This is a genomic window from Flavobacterium faecale, assembly GCF_003076455.1.
Lineage (GTDB): Bacteria > Bacteroidota > Bacteroidia > Flavobacteriales > Flavobacteriaceae > Flavobacterium > Flavobacterium faecale.
This window is the reverse complement of record NZ_CP020918.1, coordinates 3,991,081-4,010,211: the sequence shown is the minus strand read 5'-3', so window position 1 is coordinate 4,010,211 and position 19,131 is coordinate 3,991,081. Positions and strand designations below refer to the sequence as shown.

At 31.4% G+C, this 19,131-nt stretch carries 15 protein-coding genes; 2 read left to right on the top strand and 13 right to left on the bottom strand.

Features of this window, described 5'->3' with window-relative positions; translation table 11 throughout:
- Nucleotides 1–117 precede the first annotated feature (117 nt).
- A complete protein-coding gene (locus FFWV33_RS16820; protein WP_108741972.1) occupies nucleotides 118–477 on the top strand; it encodes a response regulator in 360 nt (119 codons plus the stop codon).
- 117 nt (nucleotides 478–594) lie between these two features.
- On the opposite strand, the gene FFWV33_RS16815 is transcribed toward FFWV33_RS16820, so the two are convergent.
- Nucleotides 595–1,353, bottom strand: coding sequence for a response regulator transcription factor (locus FFWV33_RS16815; RefSeq protein ID WP_108741971.1), 759 nt, complete (start codon nucleotides 1,351–1,353; stop codon nucleotides 595–597).
- 445 nt (nucleotides 1,354–1,798) lie between these two features.
- Here FFWV33_RS16815 and FFWV33_RS16810 point away from each other — a divergent pair, with 445 nt between their 5' ends.
- On the top strand, nucleotides 1,799–2,866 hold the full coding sequence (locus FFWV33_RS16810) for an ATP-binding response regulator (RefSeq protein ID WP_108741970.1): 1,068 nt from the start codon (nucleotides 1,799–1,801) through the stop codon (nucleotides 2,864–2,866).
- Between the two features lie 184 nt (nucleotides 2,867–3,050).
- On the opposite strand, the gene FFWV33_RS16805 is transcribed toward FFWV33_RS16810, so the two are convergent.
- The 12 genes from FFWV33_RS16805 to FFWV33_RS16750 all read right to left on the bottom strand — a co-directional run bounded on the left by FFWV33_RS16805 (nucleotide 3,051) and on the right by FFWV33_RS16750 (nucleotide 19,125).
- Nucleotides 3,051–3,305: a hypothetical protein gene (locus FFWV33_RS16805; protein WP_108741969.1), complete on the bottom strand. Its 255-nt coding sequence runs from the start codon at nucleotides 3,303–3,305 to the stop codon at nucleotides 3,051–3,053.
- A complete protein-coding gene (locus FFWV33_RS16800) occupies nucleotides 3,306–7,370 on the bottom strand; it encodes an ice-binding family protein (protein WP_108741968.1) in 4,065 nt (1,354 codons plus the stop codon).
- A 179-nt stretch (nucleotides 7,371–7,549) separates the two neighbouring features.
- Complete coding sequence (locus FFWV33_RS16795; RefSeq protein ID WP_108741967.1) at nucleotides 7,550–8,521, bottom strand: response regulator; 972 nt, start codon at nucleotides 8,519–8,521, stop codon at nucleotides 7,550–7,552.
- 11 nt (nucleotides 8,522–8,532) lie between these two features.
- Entirely contained in the window at nucleotides 8,533–10,842 is a 2,310-nt protein-coding gene (locus tag FFWV33_RS16790) for a PAS domain-containing sensor histidine kinase (protein ID WP_108741966.1), read from the bottom strand.
- A gap of 229 nt (nucleotides 10,843–11,071) precedes the next feature.
- The gene (gene glmS, locus FFWV33_RS16785; RefSeq protein ID WP_108741965.1) at nucleotides 11,072–12,922 is read right to left on the bottom strand and encodes a glutamine--fructose-6-phosphate transaminase (isomerizing); all 1,851 of its coding nucleotides are present in this window, start codon (nucleotides 12,920–12,922) and stop codon (nucleotides 11,072–11,074) included.
- Between the two features lie 17 nt (nucleotides 12,923–12,939).
- The gene (locus FFWV33_RS16780; RefSeq protein WP_108741964.1) at nucleotides 12,940–13,611 is read right to left on the bottom strand and encodes a sugar transferase; all 672 of its coding nucleotides are present in this window, start codon (nucleotides 13,609–13,611) and stop codon (nucleotides 12,940–12,942) included.
- A gap of 4 nt (nucleotides 13,612–13,615) precedes the next feature.
- Entirely contained in the window at nucleotides 13,616–14,731 is a 1,116-nt protein-coding gene (locus tag FFWV33_RS16775; RefSeq protein ID WP_245891566.1) for a polysaccharide biosynthesis protein, read from the bottom strand.
- Nucleotides 14,732–14,839: 108 nt separating this feature from the next.
- Nucleotides 14,840–15,991, bottom strand: a complete 1,152-nt coding sequence (locus tag FFWV33_RS16770) for a LegC family aminotransferase (RefSeq protein ID WP_108741962.1) — start codon at nucleotides 15,989–15,991, stop codon at nucleotides 14,840–14,842.
- Between the two features lie 44 nt (nucleotides 15,992–16,035).
- Nucleotides 16,036–16,743 (bottom strand): YdcF family protein, encoded by a 708-nt coding sequence (locus tag FFWV33_RS16765; RefSeq protein ID WP_108741961.1) that lies wholly within the window; start codon nucleotides 16,741–16,743, stop codon nucleotides 16,036–16,038.
- 76 nt (nucleotides 16,744–16,819) lie between these two features.
- Nucleotides 16,820–17,545, bottom strand: a complete 726-nt coding sequence (locus FFWV33_RS16760; protein WP_245891564.1) for a sugar transferase — start codon at nucleotides 17,543–17,545, stop codon at nucleotides 16,820–16,822.
- Nucleotides 17,546–17,695: 150 nt separating this feature from the next.
- Nucleotides 17,696–18,343 carry an acetyltransferase gene (locus FFWV33_RS16755; protein ID WP_108741960.1) on the bottom strand — a complete coding sequence of 216 codons (648 nt, stop codon included), beginning with the start codon at nucleotides 18,341–18,343 and terminating at the stop codon, nucleotides 17,696–17,698.
- 155 nt (nucleotides 18,344–18,498) lie between these two features.
- Nucleotides 18,499–19,125, bottom strand: coding sequence for an MBL fold metallo-hydrolase (locus FFWV33_RS16750; protein ID WP_108741959.1), 627 nt, complete (start codon nucleotides 19,123–19,125; stop codon nucleotides 18,499–18,501).
- Nucleotides 19,126–19,131: the final 6 nt, after the last annotated feature.

Genomic DNA, 19,131 nt, shown 5'->3' with positions numbered 1-19,131 from the left:
TATTCTTGTTAATAAGCTTATTAAATGTTACTGTAAATTTTAAAAAAAAAAGAAAATTAAACCAAGTTATTGTATTAATTTCATGTTTTTTTATTTAATTTCTTATAAGTTTATAAAATGGCTAAAATTTTGTTTATTGAAGACGAGGCTGAAATAAGAATATTAGTTTCAGAATTTCTTATTCTATTGGGGTTTGAAGTTGTTGAGGCAATTGATGGAGAAGACGGATTAGAAAAAGTCCGTAAAGAACTTCCAGAATTAATTTTGTGTGATTTAATGATGCCAAAACTTGATGGATATGGTTTTCTAGAGCAGCATAACTGTTCACAGCATTCACATATTCCTGTCATAGTAATGACAGCCATGGTCAATCTGGATTACGAGTTAATTAGTAGCAAACTTAATGTTAAAGGTTATATTGGTAAACCTTTTAACTTTGAACAGCTAAAGCAAATTATTAAAGCCAATATATTTTAGTACTTTCATTGTATATTTATTTTTAGGCAAATAGAATCGGGTCTACAAATTGTGATGACAGATAAATATTTAATTAATAATTTAGTTTTTATTTTAGTAACAAAATCACAACTCACATTATACTTTTAATGCTTTGATGTATTCTCGAGCAGATATTCTAGTGTATGATTTGAAACTTGTAGAAAAGTATGAGAATGAATTAAAACCTGTTTCGTCAACTAAAAACTGAATATTCTTTTCTCCCAGATTGATTAGTTTAATTGCATATTCAAGTTTGAATTCTCTTATATATTGGCTGGTATTTTTATTCGTATGTTTTCTTATTTTTTTGTCTAATGTTGATTTACTCATAAAAAGTCTTTTTGATAATTCAGTAGTATCAATTTTTGACTTCATTGTTTTTAATAATATTTCATTTAGGGATAAAATAAAATCTTTTTGAGACAATTTTATGGTAACTTTTGAAAATGGATCTGGTGTGAATTTTTTAACAATGTTTTGCTTGAAATCTAATATATTTTTGATTTTATAAAGTAACTCTTTTGTCTTAAAAGGTTTTGTTAAATAGTCATTAACACCATTTTCTAGCTGTCTATACTTAATACCTTCATCAATATTAGCAGTAATGATGATAAATGGTATAGAGTTTTTTTTTATTTCTTTGTGAATCTTTAAAAATAATTCTTCGCCATTCATAGTAGGCATCATAAAATCACTTATGATGAGATCACATATATTTTTTTTAAAATAAGTTATTGTTTCAGCACCATCTTTGAACCACTCTACATCATAATTATTGAAAGCCAATATCTCTACAATAGAAATTCCCAAGGCTAAATCATCTTCAATTAAAACTATTTTTTTTTTAACTTTCATTTAGTAAAATTAATGATTCGTATTTTAAATTATAAGTATTTTTTTTTAATTTTTACACAAAAGCTCATTGATTAGAGACGGTAACAAATACTTTTGTGAGACTTTAATTTATACTTAAAAAGTACAAATTGTAATAGCTATTCGATTCATTATTTTAAAGTCAAAAATAATAATAGTCAGCCAGCATTATAAGTATGTTCTGTATATCAAGTGATTTTCTATTTAAATAATGATAGTTTTAATTGATTGTGAGTATATATGTTGTATAAATATGGATTGATAAGCAGTTGTAATTTACGTACGATAATTCTTAAAAGGTAAGGAATCGTTCTTATATATAAAAAAAAATATTTTTTATTATTTTGGAGTTTCTTAGAATTTAAATTAGAATCGTATGATTAATTTGTATTGCAGATTTATGAAACAAAAAAACACTAAAAATTAAATGTATAAAAGTAAAATACTACTAATTGATGACGAGATAACCCTTCGAGAAACAATACATGAAATTCTTGCTAATGAGAATTATGAAGTTGTCTCTTTGTCGAGTGCACAAGAAGCATTGGATTTATTAGATAATTGGGTACCAGATTTAATAATTTGTGATATCATGATGCCTGTAATGGATGGATTTATGTTTTATGAAATATTGAAAGAAGTCAAACCTTTATCTGCTGTTCCTTTTATATTTTTAACTGCAAAAAAGGAGGATAATTTAATGCGAAAGTGCTTGCTTCTGGGAGCAGATGATTTCTTGATTAAACCTTTTATTATTAATGAATTAGTAAAAATTGTAGAGGTAAAAATTAATAGATTCAAGAAAATAAAAAATACAGTTGGTAATTTATTTGTGGGAGAAAAAAAATATTTATTGCATGAAGTCAATACTTCTCTTAATGGTATCTTAGGAAGTATAAATTTGTTAATAGATGGAGGAGATGATTTAGAAAAGGATAATATTAAAGAATTTCATGATATTATTAAAATATGTGGTTACCATTTAAATAGAACTATGTTCAACTTATTCCTTTATCAAAATGTTATTAATAATGAAGTAAGATATTCAGAAAAGGATAAAAGTAATATCGGCGATACGTTTGAAAATGTTTTAAATACAATTCAAATAGCATATAATGATGCGGACGAAAGAATTTTTTTCAGAATAAAAAAGGCTACTATAAAAGTTAGTGAAGAGTATTTATATTTTATTCTTTATGAGATTGTGGAAAATGCTTTAAAATTCTCTGATAGTAAGTCTGTTTCAGTTATAGGTAAGCCTTTTGACGATAAATATTATAGGGTAGTTATTAAGGATTCCGGAATTGGTTTTTCTCAGGAAGAATTAAAAAAAATAGATGCTGGACAGCAATTTAATCGTGAAAAAAGAGAACAACAGGGATTGGGATTGGGGATTTTTTTAACTAGAGCGATATTAAAGAAGCTGGGTGGTGTTTTTACAATTATTTCAACTGTAAATATGGGGACGGAAATTACATTATATTTCCCTATTTAGAGCAGTAGTATCAGGGTGTAATTTCTTGACAAAATAATCAGATTAAATAAAAAATCAGTCATAATTAAATTTATAAATTTAATTATGACTGATTTTTTTACTGCCATTCTAATATGTTAAAAGTATTTAAAACTTTTATTGGTATTGATATTGAATGCATTAAATATTTAATACAAGTTTTGTATTATTTTTCTTCTAATTTTACTTTATAAACACCTAAGCTCAAGGCTAGCATTAGTAAAACCCAAATATGATCATCAATAGGTAGTCCTACTGGATCATCATCACTAGGAGCCCCTTCCGGATTGTAGTATCTTGCACTACTAGGGTCCCAGCCCGATGGATCTTCTTGTGCAAATGTAGATGTTGAGCATAATACCAGTAAAACAAAATAAAAAACATCTTTTTTGATTTTGTTTATATTTTTCTTTTTAAACATTTAGTATTGTAATTTTTTATTTATAATTTTATGGTTAATAGTCGTAATTTTCATGATAAGTATTTGTTTTTCAACTATGTCTATTTGTAATTTTATAGAGGAACTAGTAATGTTATCTTTACTATAAAGCAAGCGTCCAATTATATCATAAATTTCAATTTTATCCATTATTTCACTTCCGGAATTAATATTCATCGTGTTATTTTGTTTGTATACGATAACATTATTGGCATCAAAACTTGGCTCATCTAGTACTAATTGTTTTTGATAAATAATTTCAAAACGAGTATTAAAATTTCCAACTTGTGAGTCGAATGAATAAGCAGCTAATTTTAAATTTTGTAAATTACCAGTAAGATTGTCTCTTAGTATGACTGCTTGATTGGTTTCAAAAAGACCATCAACATGATCAATGCTAATCGTATACATTCCAGCTACATTTGTTCTGAAATTTAAGGGAACCACATCATTTGGATCAAAAGGTAAACTTCTTGCCTGAATATTGTATTCAGTATTGTCTACAATAGACGATAAGCTAGTTGGAATTCCTTCAAAAACTTTACCTTCAAAGCTATAATCGACCCCATTTGTAGCTCCAGTAATGTATCCTATTAGATTTTGACTTATTACTTCTTTTGTATTTGCTAAATTCAGCCATATTCTATGCTTTTCTGAAACAGCTGCATTTATATTTTTGAAGAAGGTATGTGTAACGTCTCTAGACCGCATCGAATTATTAAATTGTAAGTTTGCTGCAAGTAGACCTCTTTTAACTTTGACAAAAAAACCTTGTCCTATTGCAACAGTTCCAGTTGAAATTCCTTCATTAACGTCTGGCTGAACACTTGTAAGACCAGCATTTGTAAGTGTCGCATAACCTACTCCTGTTCCTAAATCATTTATTTTTCGCCATAACCAAATAGTTCCATCTATAGCTGCGCTATTACTTTTAAGAAAAGTTTCTACTGAAATGGATGATGGGTAAGGATTACCTACTAAATTGTATCCATTTAAAGCAGTACTTAGTGAACTATTTATAGTTCCATTATTAGGTGTTCCTGTAAATTGAGCTTGATAAGAAATACCAGGTACTGCCGATTTAGTTGCGGGAAAAATTGCGGGAATGTATGTTGCAAAAGTATTGGGAGATCTAATAAGGTATCCTTTGCCAGTTTCAAAACTATAGCTAGCTACTGTTTGCTCAGGAAAAAAACTGTTATTGAATACTGGTGCATAAGCTCCATTCACAGATGCTGTACTGTCATAAAAATAAAATCTATTTGTCAAAGTTCCATTTGAAAAATCTTTTAAATTTTGATCTGAAACAGGTGATGACCATAAAGTAGAGTCTAAGCGATAGAGTGGTGCACTATTTCTTTTTACTGTGATGATTCCATTATTTATGGCTCCTTCTGGTTGCAATAGATTAGCGTCATTATTTAGTGTAAAACTACCTGAAGGATCAATTGTAAGACCTCCGTTTAAAGTAATATTATGGCCTGAATCAACAATTACTGCAACATCACTATTTACAGTTATACTGCAGGACTGTATGTCAGCACTTGCTGTGAAATTTCCATTAAAAATAGCTGAATTTGAAAAAGAAGGTAGTCCATTACTCCAACTGCTTCCATTCCAGATTGTGACAGCTGCAATTGTAATTACGGCTGGAGAAGAATAAATGAAAGACAAGTTACAGTCATTTGTTACTGCCCTAAAATAGGTTGTTGAAGATATAATTCCAATTGAACTTCCAGTTAAAGTTGATGTTGTATTAATGATGTCGGTTGTAAGTAAAAAATCTGATGTTAAGGAACTTTGCCATTTTACTACCGTTGTTGTATTGCCTGATAAATTTAAAGTACTTGGTTGAGAGGGCGAGCAAAAATCTTGATTTGATGAGATTATTCCTCCAGAAGGTAGAGAGGTAACAGCAAGTGTAACTATATTTGAGTACGCAATCGAAGAGGTACAGTTTTGAACTACTGCTCTAAAATAAGTTGTAGTTTTTATTGCGCCAATTTCTATCCCTGTTAATGTTGCATTGCTGGACACAATGTCTATCGGCGTTGAGAAATCTGGACTCAGGGCGCTTTGCCATTTAGTTATTGAACCAGTATTACCAGTTAATACTAAATCATGAGGTTGAGAATTTGCACACAGTAATTGATTAGATTCTAGAATTCCCGGAATAGTAATTGCAGAAACAGACAAGGTAATCAAGGGTGAATAAATTGTAATAGTTCCATCTTCCATTACTGCTCGGCAATAGTTTATTTCTGTAATAGCTCCTATCTCTAACCCCGTCAATGTTGTTAAAGGATTAGGTATTACAGTGGGGTTTGTAAATAGAATATTTGAAGATTTTTCCCATCTTACTACTGGATATATATTTCCTGTAATAGTTAGAGTTGATGGTATGGTGTTGGGTGTAAGTGATTGATTTCCAGAAGTGATGATGGTGGAGTCTGTGTAGGTATTGCTTGGTGCATAAGTAAGTTTGCTATTTGCCAAGGTTATTGCACCAGCCAAAGTAAACATTCTTCCATGAATTAAACAATTATTAGCAATAGCAATAGCTCCAGCTTTACAAATAAAAGTTCCATTTGCTATAGAATTTACTCCTAGTGATAATGCCCCATCGATAAGCCAAAACACACTATCAGTTGCAGCTCCATTTATTAATATAATTTCAGTAGCGGCAGCCAAAGCAAATGCGCCGTTAATTTTAATAATAAAAAGTGATTGTATATTATTTTGTCCGTCGAGCGTTAACTTACCTCTTAAAGTTGCAGCTCCACCAATTGAATAAACACCTGGAAGTAAAATTTCGCTAGATCCAAATGCGACTGGATGTGAAGAATTAGTGGTAGGGTAAGCATTAATAGTAGTAAACAACTCTTGTAAGTCTTCTTTAGCTTTAAGTGTCAAAGGATCAGAAGTATGGAGTAAAGGGTCTGTAGGATTTGGAAACCCAGTAAGGGCTCCTACTTGAGTTCCTATACTGCTTAGGTAAGAAGAAGATCCAGTATTAGTAATTGCACCAGCTCCTGAATAAAGAACAAACGGACCTGCAGCTGCTAAATTAGGTATAGAATTAACGGTTATCTTGATGCTGTTAGAATAAGTATCAATCCCATCAACAGCTATAACAGCTCTGTAAAAGGTTGTAGAATTAATATTTTCAGTACAAGAAAATGAAAGAATTTCTGAATAATGGAGTATATCTATAGGATTAGTAAAAGTACTATTTGATGCGCTTTGCCATTTTATGACAGGACTGATATTTCCAGCTAACACTAAATCTGCAGGTGTTGTACCTGAAGTTATCTCTTGGTTTCCCAATAAAACCATAGTATTGGATGCAGGAGGTGATGCTATGGATAAATGCATTCCATCTACAGTAGTTATTGCTCCAGCCATGGTCATTGCGCTACCTTGCATAGTAGCATTTGCTCCCATACTTATGGCACCTCCTAGACAAATAAATATTCCTCGGGCTTCGCAATTTGCAGCTACACTAGCAGCACCAGCTATAACCCAATATACATTTTTGGCCTGCGTACCATTCGTTAAAATAATTTTTGCAGTTGCTGCCATGGTGAATGCTCCTCCCGTCTTGATGATAAAACGTGCATTTTGATCACCATTACCGTCTAACGTCAAATCGGTAGCAACACTAATTGCTCCAACGGTCGTATAGACCCCGGGAGCTAAAGTTTCAGAACCATAAACACCAACTCTGTTAGTACCTGTTCTTGAAGCTAGATCTGTGTAAAGTATATTTAGGTCTACTGCGCACTGAGCAGTTTCTTTTGTAACACTATATAAATTTGTGGGTTGTGTAATTAAACTTTCAAATCCTACTAAAGTTCCTGCATTAGTACCGATACTCCCAAAATAAGTAGAGGTTGTTCCTGCGTTTGTGATGGCTCCAGCTCCAGTAAATAAAAGGAAATCAGTTGTAGTACCAGTGATTGGTGCAGGATTTATTTGTGCAAAACTCACTATTGGTAAAAGAGTACAAAAAATAGTATAAATAAGAACGTTTAATTTTGATGACATTATTGAGAATTTAATAAAGGGCAAATTTCCTTTATTATATTCTATTCATTGTCAGTATACTTACGCTTTTTTAAAAGATACTCTATGGGAAATGTCCGTATTTATACCGACATATACAGTTGTTGAATTAATTTTTTGTGATGGAAGCTAAGAAAAGTGATTTTATAATTGAAGTTTGATTATTCTAATGTTACTAAGTTATTCTTTATTGCATAAATAATAAGTTCAGCACTATTTTTACTATCTGTTTTAGAAAGTAATCTTGCTCTGTAGGTTTCGATTGTTCGCTGACTTAAAAAAACGTGTTCTGCCATTTCTAAATTAGATTTCCCTTCACAGATCAATTCAAGGACCTCCAATTCTCGCTTACTTAATTTAGATTCAATAGTTGCTTTGGTATTACTAATGGTAGATTTTATAGTATTCAATTTTATTATATTACCAACGATACTTGGCATACCATTATAAATAATTGTAGTTCCAAATAATTCAATTTTGATTTCCCCTTCATTTTTATGATTTGCTGATAATCTCAAAGAAATAGTAGAATTAATGTCTTTTAAATATTGATCTATCTCAGTCATTTTTTTTGTTTGACTTAACCGGTCCTCTGCCAATAGCTCTTTAAAAGTAATATTTGAGAAGTTTTCTTTTGTATAGCCAAATATAGAGGCTAGTGTTTCGTTATATAGTAAAAATTTACCTTCTTGATAAATAAACATTCCTAAGGTAGGATGCTTTATTAGCGCCTGCAGTTTTTCATCATTATATTTTTGAATCGTTTCGTATTTCGCAAGCCGCGTCTCTATAACTTTTAATAAATCAAATAAGTCAAATGGTTTGAGAATGTAATCATCTGCGCCTAACTGCATTCCTGCTCTAATATCTTCATTTTCAGTTTTTGCTGAAAGAAAAACTAAGGGAATTGTGGATGTAGCTTTAATCTGCTTAATTGTTTTATAAAAGTCATAACCATTCATTTTAGGCATTTCAATATCACATAATATCAGATCGGGTAGGTGCTGTAATGTTTGTTGAATGCCCTCTAATCCATCCTTAGCTACAAATACTTGAAATTTTTCTCCTTCAATAAATTCGGCTATATTTTCTCTTAACAAGGTATCGTCTTCAACGATAAGAATTTTTTTCATATCATTTGTTTTCAAAAAGGTAATGTAATGGTAACTGTTGTTCCTTTGTTAATTATTGACTTAATAAGTATGGTACCATTGTGAAGTTCTACAAATCGTTTTACTATGGATAATCCAAAACCAGTTCCTTTAACTACACCAATATTTGAAGCGCGATAAAAAGGTTCTAATAAAAATTTAATTTCATTTTGTGGAATTCCAATTCCTTTGTCTTTAAGCGTTATTTTAATTTCAGTATCGTTTATTCTATCAAGACCTACATTAATTAGTTTTTCTTTCGGACTATATTTTATTGAATTTGAAATAAGGTTATTAAAAATATGACGAATCATAACTGGGTCCATGAAATAATTTTTAATATTCAAATTATTTTTTAAAACTACCTTATGATTGGTATCTGAGATAACTAAATTCTCTTGGATTATATCATTCAATAGAGTTACAAAATCTATATGCTCAGGTCTAAAGAAAGATTTACTATTTTGCGCTTCATCAATTAAAGACACATCATCAAGTAACGATTTTGTTTGTTGAATAGCGTCAAATATTTGTTTATACTTTTTTTCTTTCTTTTCCTCGTCCCAAGAATCATGGTATATTTTTAATAACTGAACGCTAGATAGTATTCCTGCCAACGGTGTTCTAAACTCATGTGATACCGTCGATATAAATTGTGACTTTAAAGCGTTCACTTCCTTTAATTTATGGTTTAACTGGATTAGTCGTTCTTTTTTAAGTATTCGTTTTGTTATGTTATTAATTGTGGATATTAAATAAGGTTTACCTTCAATTAGTACTGGACTAGTATAAATTTCAATATCGCAAATTTTACCCGAAGCTAACTTATGAATAAACTGAAAATATGATTGGCCTGCTAATCCAAATTTTCCTAGTTCCTCTATTACTTGTTCTGGAGGAAAGGTACTAATGTCAGATAAGTTCATTGATTTAAATTGTGCTAATGAATAACCATAAAATTTTGCTGCTGCAGAATTAGCATCAATAATATTACCATTAAGAGGATCAATGAGTAACTGTACTGCTTGGTTTTTCTCGAACATTGCAAAATAAAACTGGCGACTTACTGTAAGTGCTTCTTCTATTTTTTTTCTATCAGATATATCACGGATAAGGCACAGAATAAATTTTTTTTGTCCTACGACATATACATTACTAACAAACTCAACATCTAATGATGCGCCTGCTTTAGTTTCGAGAGGCATGTTATCAAACCTAATATGTTTGTTGTTTTGTAATTTTATAAAAGCTTCTTTAGAAGTTGCTATATTTTTAAAAACTCCTATTTCCCAAAGCTCTTTTCCGACTAATTCGACATAATTATAGCCAATCATTTCGATTAAGGAGGGATTAGCATCTGTTATTTGTCCAGTTAAAGCATCCAAAATTAATATTCCTTCTTTTGAAGATTTAAAAATACTATTAGAATGGACTTCAATATTTTTATACTTTTCCGCTGCTGACTTTCGAACTGTAATGTCTTGCATTAATCCCAAGGAAAAAAAATCCTTTGTTTTTTTATAATATATGGTCGCTCCTTTAGTATTTATCCACCTTATTTTCCCATCGGATCTTCGAATAATTCTATATTCAATATTCCAAGGTGTTTTATTTTTAATTTTTTCTAAGATATACAATTCTATATCTTTTTTATCTTCAGGATGAACCAAAGACATCCAAGATTCTAAATTTATAGAATCATCTATTTTTAATCCTAATATAGTTTTTAATTCATCAGATACTTCCCATATATCGGTGGTGAAGTTTATTTTATAGGAACCAATAACTCCAAATCGTTGCGTTGCATTAAAAAAAAATATATTTTCTTTCAATTTATTTCTAAAGTTTACTTTTTTGGAAATATTCTTTATTGATATGGCGTATTGATTTTCATTTTCAAGATACAGGCCAAATAATTGAACAAAGATTTGCAAATTATCTTTTGTTATTATTTCGATTTCACAATTTTGCTTACTTTTTGTATCTACAGCCTTTTTTAAAAAGTCATCAAAAGTGGGGAGATACTCCAATGGTATAAATTGATTAAATTTAAATTTAAAATTCACCAATTCAGCATTACGTAACCCCATTATTTTACTACCACTATGATTAATGGATACTATTCTTTTATCCAATCCTAAAATAATATAACCAAGAACAGAGAAATCACAGAGCAAGTTTAATTGCTCTAGATCTTTCTCTGCATAGTTTTTGGAAAATTGAAGTGCTTTGTTTTGCTGTATAAGTTCTGAATTTTGAATTCTTAGTTCCTCTATTATCTTCTTAGATTCCAATTCTATCATATATATTCTCTTAATAGGCAAATTGTATTGCGTTTAGCCAAATCCACCACACCGGAGTCGAAGTGAGATAATGCGTCTCATCGACTCCAACAGGTCAGACACAAAGATATGTTTAGCCAAAAAACTATTTTCTTACTATAAAACTTATGATAATAAAAAGCTCTTTTAACTATAGGAACCTTGTTCTTATTTGAGACTTATTTCGTTGCCATAGTATAAATATTAATACTTATTCTACTGTAACCGATTTTGCTAAATTTCGGGGTTGGTCTACATTGCATCCTCTCATAACAGCAATGTGGTAGGACAATAATTGTAAGGGTATTGTAGTTAACAGAGGTGTAAAGGCATCTAAAGTTTCTGGTATTTCAATAAAATGATCTGCAAGTGCTTTTACTTGAGTATCGCCTTTGGATACTACTGCGATAATTTTACCACTTCTAGACTTTATTTCTTGAATATTGCTAACCACTTTATCGTAGTGACCTTGTTTGGGCGCAATAACAACCACAGGCATTTTTTCGTCTATGAGTGCAATTGGACCGTGTTTCATTTCGGCTGCTGGATACCCTTCTGCATGGATATACGATATCTCTTTTAATTTTAATGCTCCCTCTAAGGCTACGGGGAAGTTATAACCTCTTCCAAGATACAAGCAATTGGGCACTTCTTTGTAAATAGCAGCAATCTCTTTGGCTATTACCTCGCTTAATGCTAATGTTTCGGTTACCTTTTCTGGAATCAATTCTAATTCTTGCAAATGTGTATGAAATTCTGTGTTAGACATTGTTCCTTTTGCTTTAGCCAATCGAAGTGCAATCATTGTTAAAACAGTTATTTGTGTCGTAAATGCTTTTGTAGAGGCAACTCCAATTTCTGGTCCGGCATGTGTGTATGCTCCAGCGTGCGTTTCTCTTGAAATCGATGAACCTACAACATTACAAACTCCAAATACAAATGCACCATTTTCCTTAGCTAGCTTAATTGCAGCCAATGTATCTGCAGTTTCACCAGATTGAGAAATAGCAATTACAACATCTTTATTAGTTATAATTGGATTTCTGTACCTAAATTCAGAAGCATATTCAACTTCTACTGAAATTCTAGCAAATTCTTCTATAATGTATTCTGCTACTAATCCCGCGTGCCATGATGTTCCACAAGCAATAATTAAAATTCGCTCCGCATTGAGAAACTTTTCAAGATTATCTTCAATTCCTGCCATTTGGATAATTCCATTGTTTACATGAAGCCTCCCCCTATAAGTATCTTTGATTACACTTGGCTGCTCATATATTTCTTTGAGCATAAAGTGATCATAACCTCCTTTTTCTATTTGTTCCAAATTCATTTGTAATTCCTGTATGTAAGGGTCTACTAATGAATCGTCTTTTATTTTTCTTATTTTTAAAGGTTTATGCAAACGAACAATAGCCATTTGCTCATCTTCTAAATAAATTGCATTTGAAGTATATTCAAGAAATGGTGAAGCATCAGACGCTATAAAAAACTCACCTTCACCGACTCCAATTGCAAGCGGACTACCTAATCGTGCTGCAATAATCTCATTTGGTTTTTTTTTATCAAAGACACAAATGGCATAAGCTCCCACGACTTGATTTAGAGCAACTTGAACGGCCTTACCTAATTTTAATTTATCTTTTTTCTGTACATCTTCAATAAGATTAATCAAAACTTCAGAATCAGTATCTGATGAAAAAGTATATCCTCTGTTGATTAATTCTTTCTTTAATGGTGCATAATTCTCGATAATTCCGTTGTGAATAATCGTTAAATCACCTGAATTAGAAACATGTGGATGCGAATTTAAATCATTTGGAACCCCATGTGTTGCCCAACGTGTGTGCCCCATTCCAATAGTACCGTTGGTAGTAATTTTAGTTGATGCTTTTTCTTCTAAATCGGCAACTTTACCTTTAGTTTTAGAAACTTTTAAATCTGCTCCATCATAAAGTAGTATTCCTGCACTATCATAGCCTCTATATTCTAAACGTTTTAATCCTTTTATGACAATGGGATAAGCTTCTCTAAAACCAATGTATCCTACAATTCCACACATATTTTTATTTTTAGTAATTAAAATTTTCTTTTTGGTAACGTTTTAAATGCCTTATAAACCAGTTGACTATCTGAGTTAAGAATAACCCATGCTGTAATCACCATAATTTTGAAGTCAACGAGAAAACTATGATGAGACAGATACCAAATTTCTAATTCACCTTTGAAAGGATATATTTTGTTTGAGTAAAAATCCCAAATGTCTTCTCCTCTAATTTTAGCATCTGTTATTAATTTTTCTTCATCTCTAAAAACTATAGAGCCAATACCTGTAAGACCAGGCTTAACGTTGTATATCTCTTTTTGAATCTTTATTGGATATGTTTTAAAACTCACATCCATTAATGGACGTGGCCCTACAAAACTCATGTCTCCTAGGAAAATATTAAATAATTGTGGTAATTCATTAATTTTACTTTTTCGTAAAAAACCACCCATAGGCGTAATTCTAGGATCTTTTTTGGTTGTAAGAACTCCACCTGTCATATTTGGACTGTCTTTCAACATAGTAGCAAATTTGAGGATAGGAAAACTTTTATTTTTAAAACCTACTCGATCTTGTTTATAAAAAACATATCCTTCTCCCGTTAGTTTTAGTCCAATAATTATAGGTATTAATAATGGAGAAAAAATAATTATTAAAAGGGATGAAAGCGCGATATCGCATAAACGTTTGAATATTAAATACATAGTTTTACATTTTTTGGTCTAAACTTTTACCTGTTTCTATATGCTCAAAATCAGGCAGATATTTTTTTAAGTTTTCTACTATAGTTTGTTTATCATAATTGCCCGAATTCATAAGTTGTTGTAAATCCTTTAAGCACATTTCAATTTCTGCAACAGCAAGTTTTCGAGCATTTTTTATCACTCCCAAACTTTCAAATTGTAGTAGATTGACTTCGTCAGTATCAGTGTAAAATTCTTCATATAGCTTTTCACCTGATGTATCTGAACTAAAGAAATAAACTGGATAAGGACCTGATTCTGATAATAATAATGACTTTTCTCGCGCTTCTTGATCAGAATTACATATTTCTATTTCGCGATTAGATGCTTTGAAAAAATCCTGTGTTATGGTTTTGAAATATACTTGTTCTTCTTCTTCTAATTTGGGAAAAAAGATTTCTCCACTTTGACCTAGCATACAAGCTAGCATACAGATTTGGCCGCTTTCTTCTGGTGATACAAAAAATCGTTTGATATCAGCAGGGCAGGAGATAGGTTGTTTTTTTAACAAACGCTCTATGTAACCCGCCAGCAAGGAACCGTTTGAAAAGGCGACATTGGCAAAACGAGCAGTTGTAATTTGTATTTCTGAACTATAGGCCATAATTACTTCTTCCATTAATTTTTTGGAAGCGCCCATAACGTTTACAGGATTAGCAGCTTTATCTGTTGATACGCAGAAAAAATGTTCTGGTTTGTTTTTTAGTAATAAATCTAAAAAGGCTTTTGCTTTAAAAACATTGTTTTCAATCATTGCTTCAATTGAAAACTGATCTTTTTCACTGCGTACATGTTTATGTGCTGCAAAGTTTGCCACGATATGAAATGGGCTGTGAGACAAAAACATTTTTTCGAACACAGCGTCACCAAAGCTCATAGGGTATGTAATGTACTCCTCAGGAACAAATTGATTTGGTGTACTTCTTAAATCCCTTGTTAACTCCGTTAGTCCATTTTCATTAGTATCTACAACAACTAGTTTTGCTGGCTCATAAGCCAAAATCGCTTTAATATACGAGGAACCTATTGTACCTGCTCCACCAATTACAAGTACATTTTTCCCTTTTATTTTGTCAGACAATAAATCGCTATATTTGTCAATATCTAGAGCGAATAAGCTTTTTGGTCTTTTAGTAATATATCCTTTAATAAATTCTGGAATGTCAATTATATTCATTTTTTATAAAGTTTAGTGTGTTGTATAGAATGCCTTAATTGTTTGTACTACTGTTTCCATTTGGGATAAAGAGATTCCTGCCGAACTTGGAATACTAATAGAGGTTTGATAAACTTGATTAGAATGGTCATCGGTAGATACGTAAATGTCTTCTTTGAACATTTCTAATTGATTCATCGGTACCCAAAATGGACGCGATTGTACTCCGTTTTCGTTGAGGTATGCTAAGAGTTCTCGCATGTGTTTCGTTCTAAAAGTGAATAACCAGCAATTGGCTTCCACATCAGGTGAAACATATTGAAATTCTATATCACCAACTGCCGAAAGTTGAGAACGGTAATAGCTATCCATTCTCTTCTTATTTTCTAAAAGTGTTGGGAATTCTTCCATTTGCGCAACGCCAATTGCTGCTAAAACATTTACTAATCTATAGTTATATCCTATTTCGTCATGAAGGTATTCCATCGCACTAGCTTTTGCTTGCGTTGTTAAATGTTTTGCTTTTTTGGCAAGTTCTTCATCATCTGTAACTATAACACCACCGCCACCGGTAGAGATAATTTTGTTACCGTTGAAACTAAAAACACCAAATTTCCCAAAACTTCCAGCATGTTTTCCTTGGAATAATGTTCCAAGAGCTTCTGTGCTGTCTTCAATGACGTCAAGGTGAAAGGCAGTGGCAATTTCTTGTAAGCGATTCATATCACCAATATTTCCTAAAACGTGAACAGGCATAATTGCTTTAATACATTTGTTAGTAGATTTATGAAATGAATACAATATACCGTCTACTTCTTTTTCAATTGTATTGTCTCCTAAATAAGCATCTAAAAGGTCCAAATCCATTTGCCAATTTTTAGGATCTACATCAATTAAGATAGGGGAAGCTCCAGTGTATTTGATTGCATTTAATGTGGCAATAAAAGTAATATTGGGCGCAATAACGTGGTCGTCAGCTGTTACTCCAGAAAGAATTTGAGCGATATGCAAACCTACGGTACCGTTCATACAAGCAATTCCGTATTTGGCTCCAGCATAATGTGCTACTTGTTGTTCAAATTGATTAACGTAGGAACCGGCAGATGAAATCCAGCCCGTGTCGAGACAATCTTTAACATACTTCCACTCGTTTCCATTTAGGAAAGGGACTGATAATGGGATCATAAATTGTAAATTAAAATGTGAATGGAAAGTTTTTTTAATGTCTATTAAGATATTGTGTCTTTAGGTTTTTTAATCCATTTATAATACAGGTGTTTGAGTACTGTAGTTTGGTAAATGGTTAATAAATTTATTGAGTTAAAAGACGGAAATGTTATACCACTTTGAATAGAGCCAAACTCCTTGTATAAATAGTCGGTAGGTGCGGGTATTACTTTAATACCTTGATCAGAAAATATTTCAACAGCTCTTGGCATATGCATAGCACTTGTAACCAGAATTATGTTTTTTTTGGTACCAAATCTGTGCTTGAAGGCCATGGCTTCCTCCAAAGTTGAGGTTGGTGTTTCCAACATTAAAATATTTTGTTTTTTTACTCCCAGTGAAACTGCTGCTTCTTTACTTAATTCAGCCTGACTTATTCTTCGCCCTTTCATGGCTGCTGACGTCACCAAAATAACATGTGGTAACCTATTGTATATTCTTATTCCTTCAACTAAGCGGGTTAGGGTAGTGGAGGATAAGTTCATAGTGGGGGGAAGTCTACTGTCTGCAGATGCCCCTGCACCTAGCACGTATACATAGTACAATCTGGAAGAGTGTAATGTACTGGTAGCGATAGGTTTGAATTTTATTTCTATAGAATTAATTAATTTTTTTGGGATATAGCTTGTTGAACAAACTAAGAAAAGTACAATTCCTATTAGACTATAAGCTACAAACATTTTATAGTTTTTGTTTTTTATTTGGTCCATAATGATTAACAGTATAAAATACTATCAGCAAACAAGTATTCTAATATTTTACTGATAGAAGTTTATTTTTAATTTTTTATAGGTTTTTAAGTCCTGCAACAGTTAATGAAGTAGGCTTGATTGGTAGATTTTTTAATATTATGTACACTAATTGAGATTTAGGATTGACCAAGGACCAAAATGTTAAAAAAAGTATTTTGAGATCTATCAATACACAACAATTGTTATAATACCATACCTCAAGTGCTCCTTTATGTGGAAAAATATTGGTTTTGTAATATTCTACGGGATCATTGCCCAGCTCCTTATACATTGTTACCAATAGCTCCTCATCTCTGAAAACCAGAGAACCAAGTCCTGTTATACCGGGTCTATTTTTGTAAATAACACTTTGTACTTCTGGAGCATATTTTTCAAAACTTTTTGATAGTAACGGCCTTGGACCTACAAGCGACATATCTCCTTTGATTACGTTTATGATCTGAGGTAATTCATTGATTTTAGTCATTCGTAAAAACTGACCTGTCTTTGTAATTCTCGGGTCATTTCTTACGGTCAAAGTCTTATTGCCCAGATTTGGACTATTTTTAAGCATTGTTGCAAATTTATAAATATGAAAAGGCTTTTTATTGAGCCCCATGCGCTCTTGCAAGTAAAATATCTCGCCTTCACCACTAAACTTAAGGATCAATATAATGATAATTAATAGTGGAGAAAGGGCTATTATTCCCAATAGCGACACTAGTAAATCAAAAGACCTTTTTAACATAAAATAGATACTATTAGTTGCAGTTTTTTTCATAAATTTTATAATTAATCAATCTTAATGTCAGTTAATTAAGTTTGTTTGACTTCTGTTTTTAAGTTGATGAATATTTGAAGTTGGGCAGGATAAATAATATTAAATTAGGTACTATTTCTAATTTTATTTCATTTGCATATTTAGAAGTTTTTACTGTCTAATAATAAGCTTTTCCTTATACCTAAAGAATACCGTTTCATCGTTATTTACTTTGCTGGTGATAGTCATACCGGCCATTATTTTATTATTATTTTCAATTTCGATTTCAGGGAGTAAACAGCTGTTTGTACCTAAAAAATTTGAATTCCCAATCTTTGCATATCCACCTAATACTACCTGAGGACTTAGAAAATTACTATCACCAATTCTGGTATCATGGCCTATTGTACATCTAGAATTAATAACATTAAATGAACCGATTTTTGCTTTAGGTCCTACTGAAACATTGTGAGATATGATTGTACCTTCACCTATTTCAGCTGATTTTGAAATTAATGCGGTTGGATGTATGATACCTGTGAATTTTGCGTTTTTAGATTTAAATTCTTCCAAAACCTTATTTCTAATCGAAACATTTCCTATACCAAGTAGATAATAAACATCAAAATCAACTAGGTGATCATCAATATTTCCTAAAAATGTATAATTGTAATTATAGTGCAGGTAATGAGTATTTGTATTATCAATCATACCTTTAATATTGAATTGCTTGGTGGTGGAATGATTGTTTATATATTCAATATAATCAACAAGTTCTGAGGCATGGGAACCGCAGCCAATAATAATTATGTTTTTCATTGTACTGTATTTGTTCTTTAAAACTAAATTTTGTGATTTGAAAAAAAAATGCTGTTTACTTTTTATTCAAATATTTGACTTTAGAATGGAGGTTAGTTTTTGTTAAATAGCTTTAACTACAAATGGTTGTAGTCTTTTATCAATTATTGAATAAACTATAGATAAAAGTTCCAATTTATTTTATTAGCCTCAAAAAAATTTCCGTGTCCTGGATAGATGACATCATTTTTACTTGCATTGTCTCGTATTTTTATAATGCTCTTTTTTGCATCAGCTTTATTGCCACTTTTTAATTTGGTAATTACAGCTGTTTCAGGAATTAAGGAATCGCCTGAAAAAATCGCTTGCTCAATTTTAAAGGTTAGGCTTCCTTCATTGTGGCCAGGAGTTTCTAATGTTGTAATCTTAACATCGACAAATAGGTCACAAGTATCTTCTTCAGTGAGAATTCTTATATTGTTTCCTTTATAAGTGACAGGAGTATTGTGATAAAAAGATAAATTCACTTTACTGTCTTGTAGTGCTTCCTTGGTATATTTCGAACAAAAAATGGTGCATTCTGGGAATTGATTTACGATTTCATTGATTCCGCAAATATGGTCATAATGTGCATGAGTCAAAAAAACACCTTTTATGTATTGATTATTTTCTAATATATTCATTACACCATCATAATTCCCTATATCAATTAAATAACAAGCAGTTTCATTGTCAATACTTTTTATTATGTAGGTGTTGGCTTTAAAATGTTTGTTGGTTACCGCATGGATTTTTATTAACATATGATG

Coding starts and splice junctions, on each gene's coding strand:
- FFWV33_RS16810 (WP_108741970.1), top strand. CDS start 1,799: ATGTATAAAAGTAAAATACTACTAATTGATGACGAGATAACCCTTCGA.
- FFWV33_RS16750 (WP_108741959.1), bottom strand. CDS start 19,125: ATGTTAATAAAAATCCATGCGGTAACCAACAAACATTTTAAAGCCAAC.
- FFWV33_RS16815 (WP_108741971.1), bottom strand. CDS start 1,353: ATGAAAGTTAAAAAAAAAATAGTTTTAATTGAAGATGATTTAGCCTTG.
- FFWV33_RS16770 (WP_108741962.1), bottom strand. CDS start 15,991: ATGATCCCATTATCAGTCCCTTTCCTAAATGGAAACGAGTGGAAGTAT.
- FFWV33_RS16800 (WP_108741968.1), bottom strand. CDS start 7,370: ATGTCATCAAAATTAAACGTTCTTATTTATACTATTTTTTGTACTCTT.
- glmS (WP_108741965.1), bottom strand. CDS start 12,922: ATGTGTGGAATTGTAGGATACATTGGTTTTAGAGAAGCTTATCCCATT.
- FFWV33_RS16755 (WP_108741960.1), bottom strand. CDS start 18,343: ATGAAAAACATAATTATTATTGGCTGCGGTTCCCATGCCTCAGAACTT.
- FFWV33_RS16790 (WP_108741966.1), bottom strand. CDS start 10,842: ATGATAGAATTGGAATCTAAGAAGATAATAGAGGAACTAAGAATTCAA.
- FFWV33_RS16805 (WP_108741969.1), bottom strand. CDS start 3,305: ATGTTTAAAAAGAAAAATATAAACAAAATCAAAAAAGATGTTTTTTAT.
- FFWV33_RS16760 (WP_245891564.1), bottom strand. CDS start 17,545: ATGAAAAAAACTGCAACTAATAGTATCTATTTTATGTTAAAAAGGTCT.
- FFWV33_RS16780 (WP_108741964.1), bottom strand. CDS start 13,611: ATGTATTTAATATTCAAACGTTTATGCGATATCGCGCTTTCATCCCTT.
- FFWV33_RS16795 (WP_108741967.1), bottom strand. CDS start 8,521: ATGAAAAAAATTCTTATCGTTGAAGACGATACCTTGTTAAGAGAAAAT.
- FFWV33_RS16820 (WP_108741972.1), top strand. CDS start 118: ATGGCTAAAATTTTGTTTATTGAAGACGAGGCTGAAATAAGAATATTA.
- FFWV33_RS16765 (WP_108741961.1), bottom strand. CDS start 16,743: ATGGACCAAATAAAAAACAAAAACTATAAAATGTTTGTAGCTTATAGT.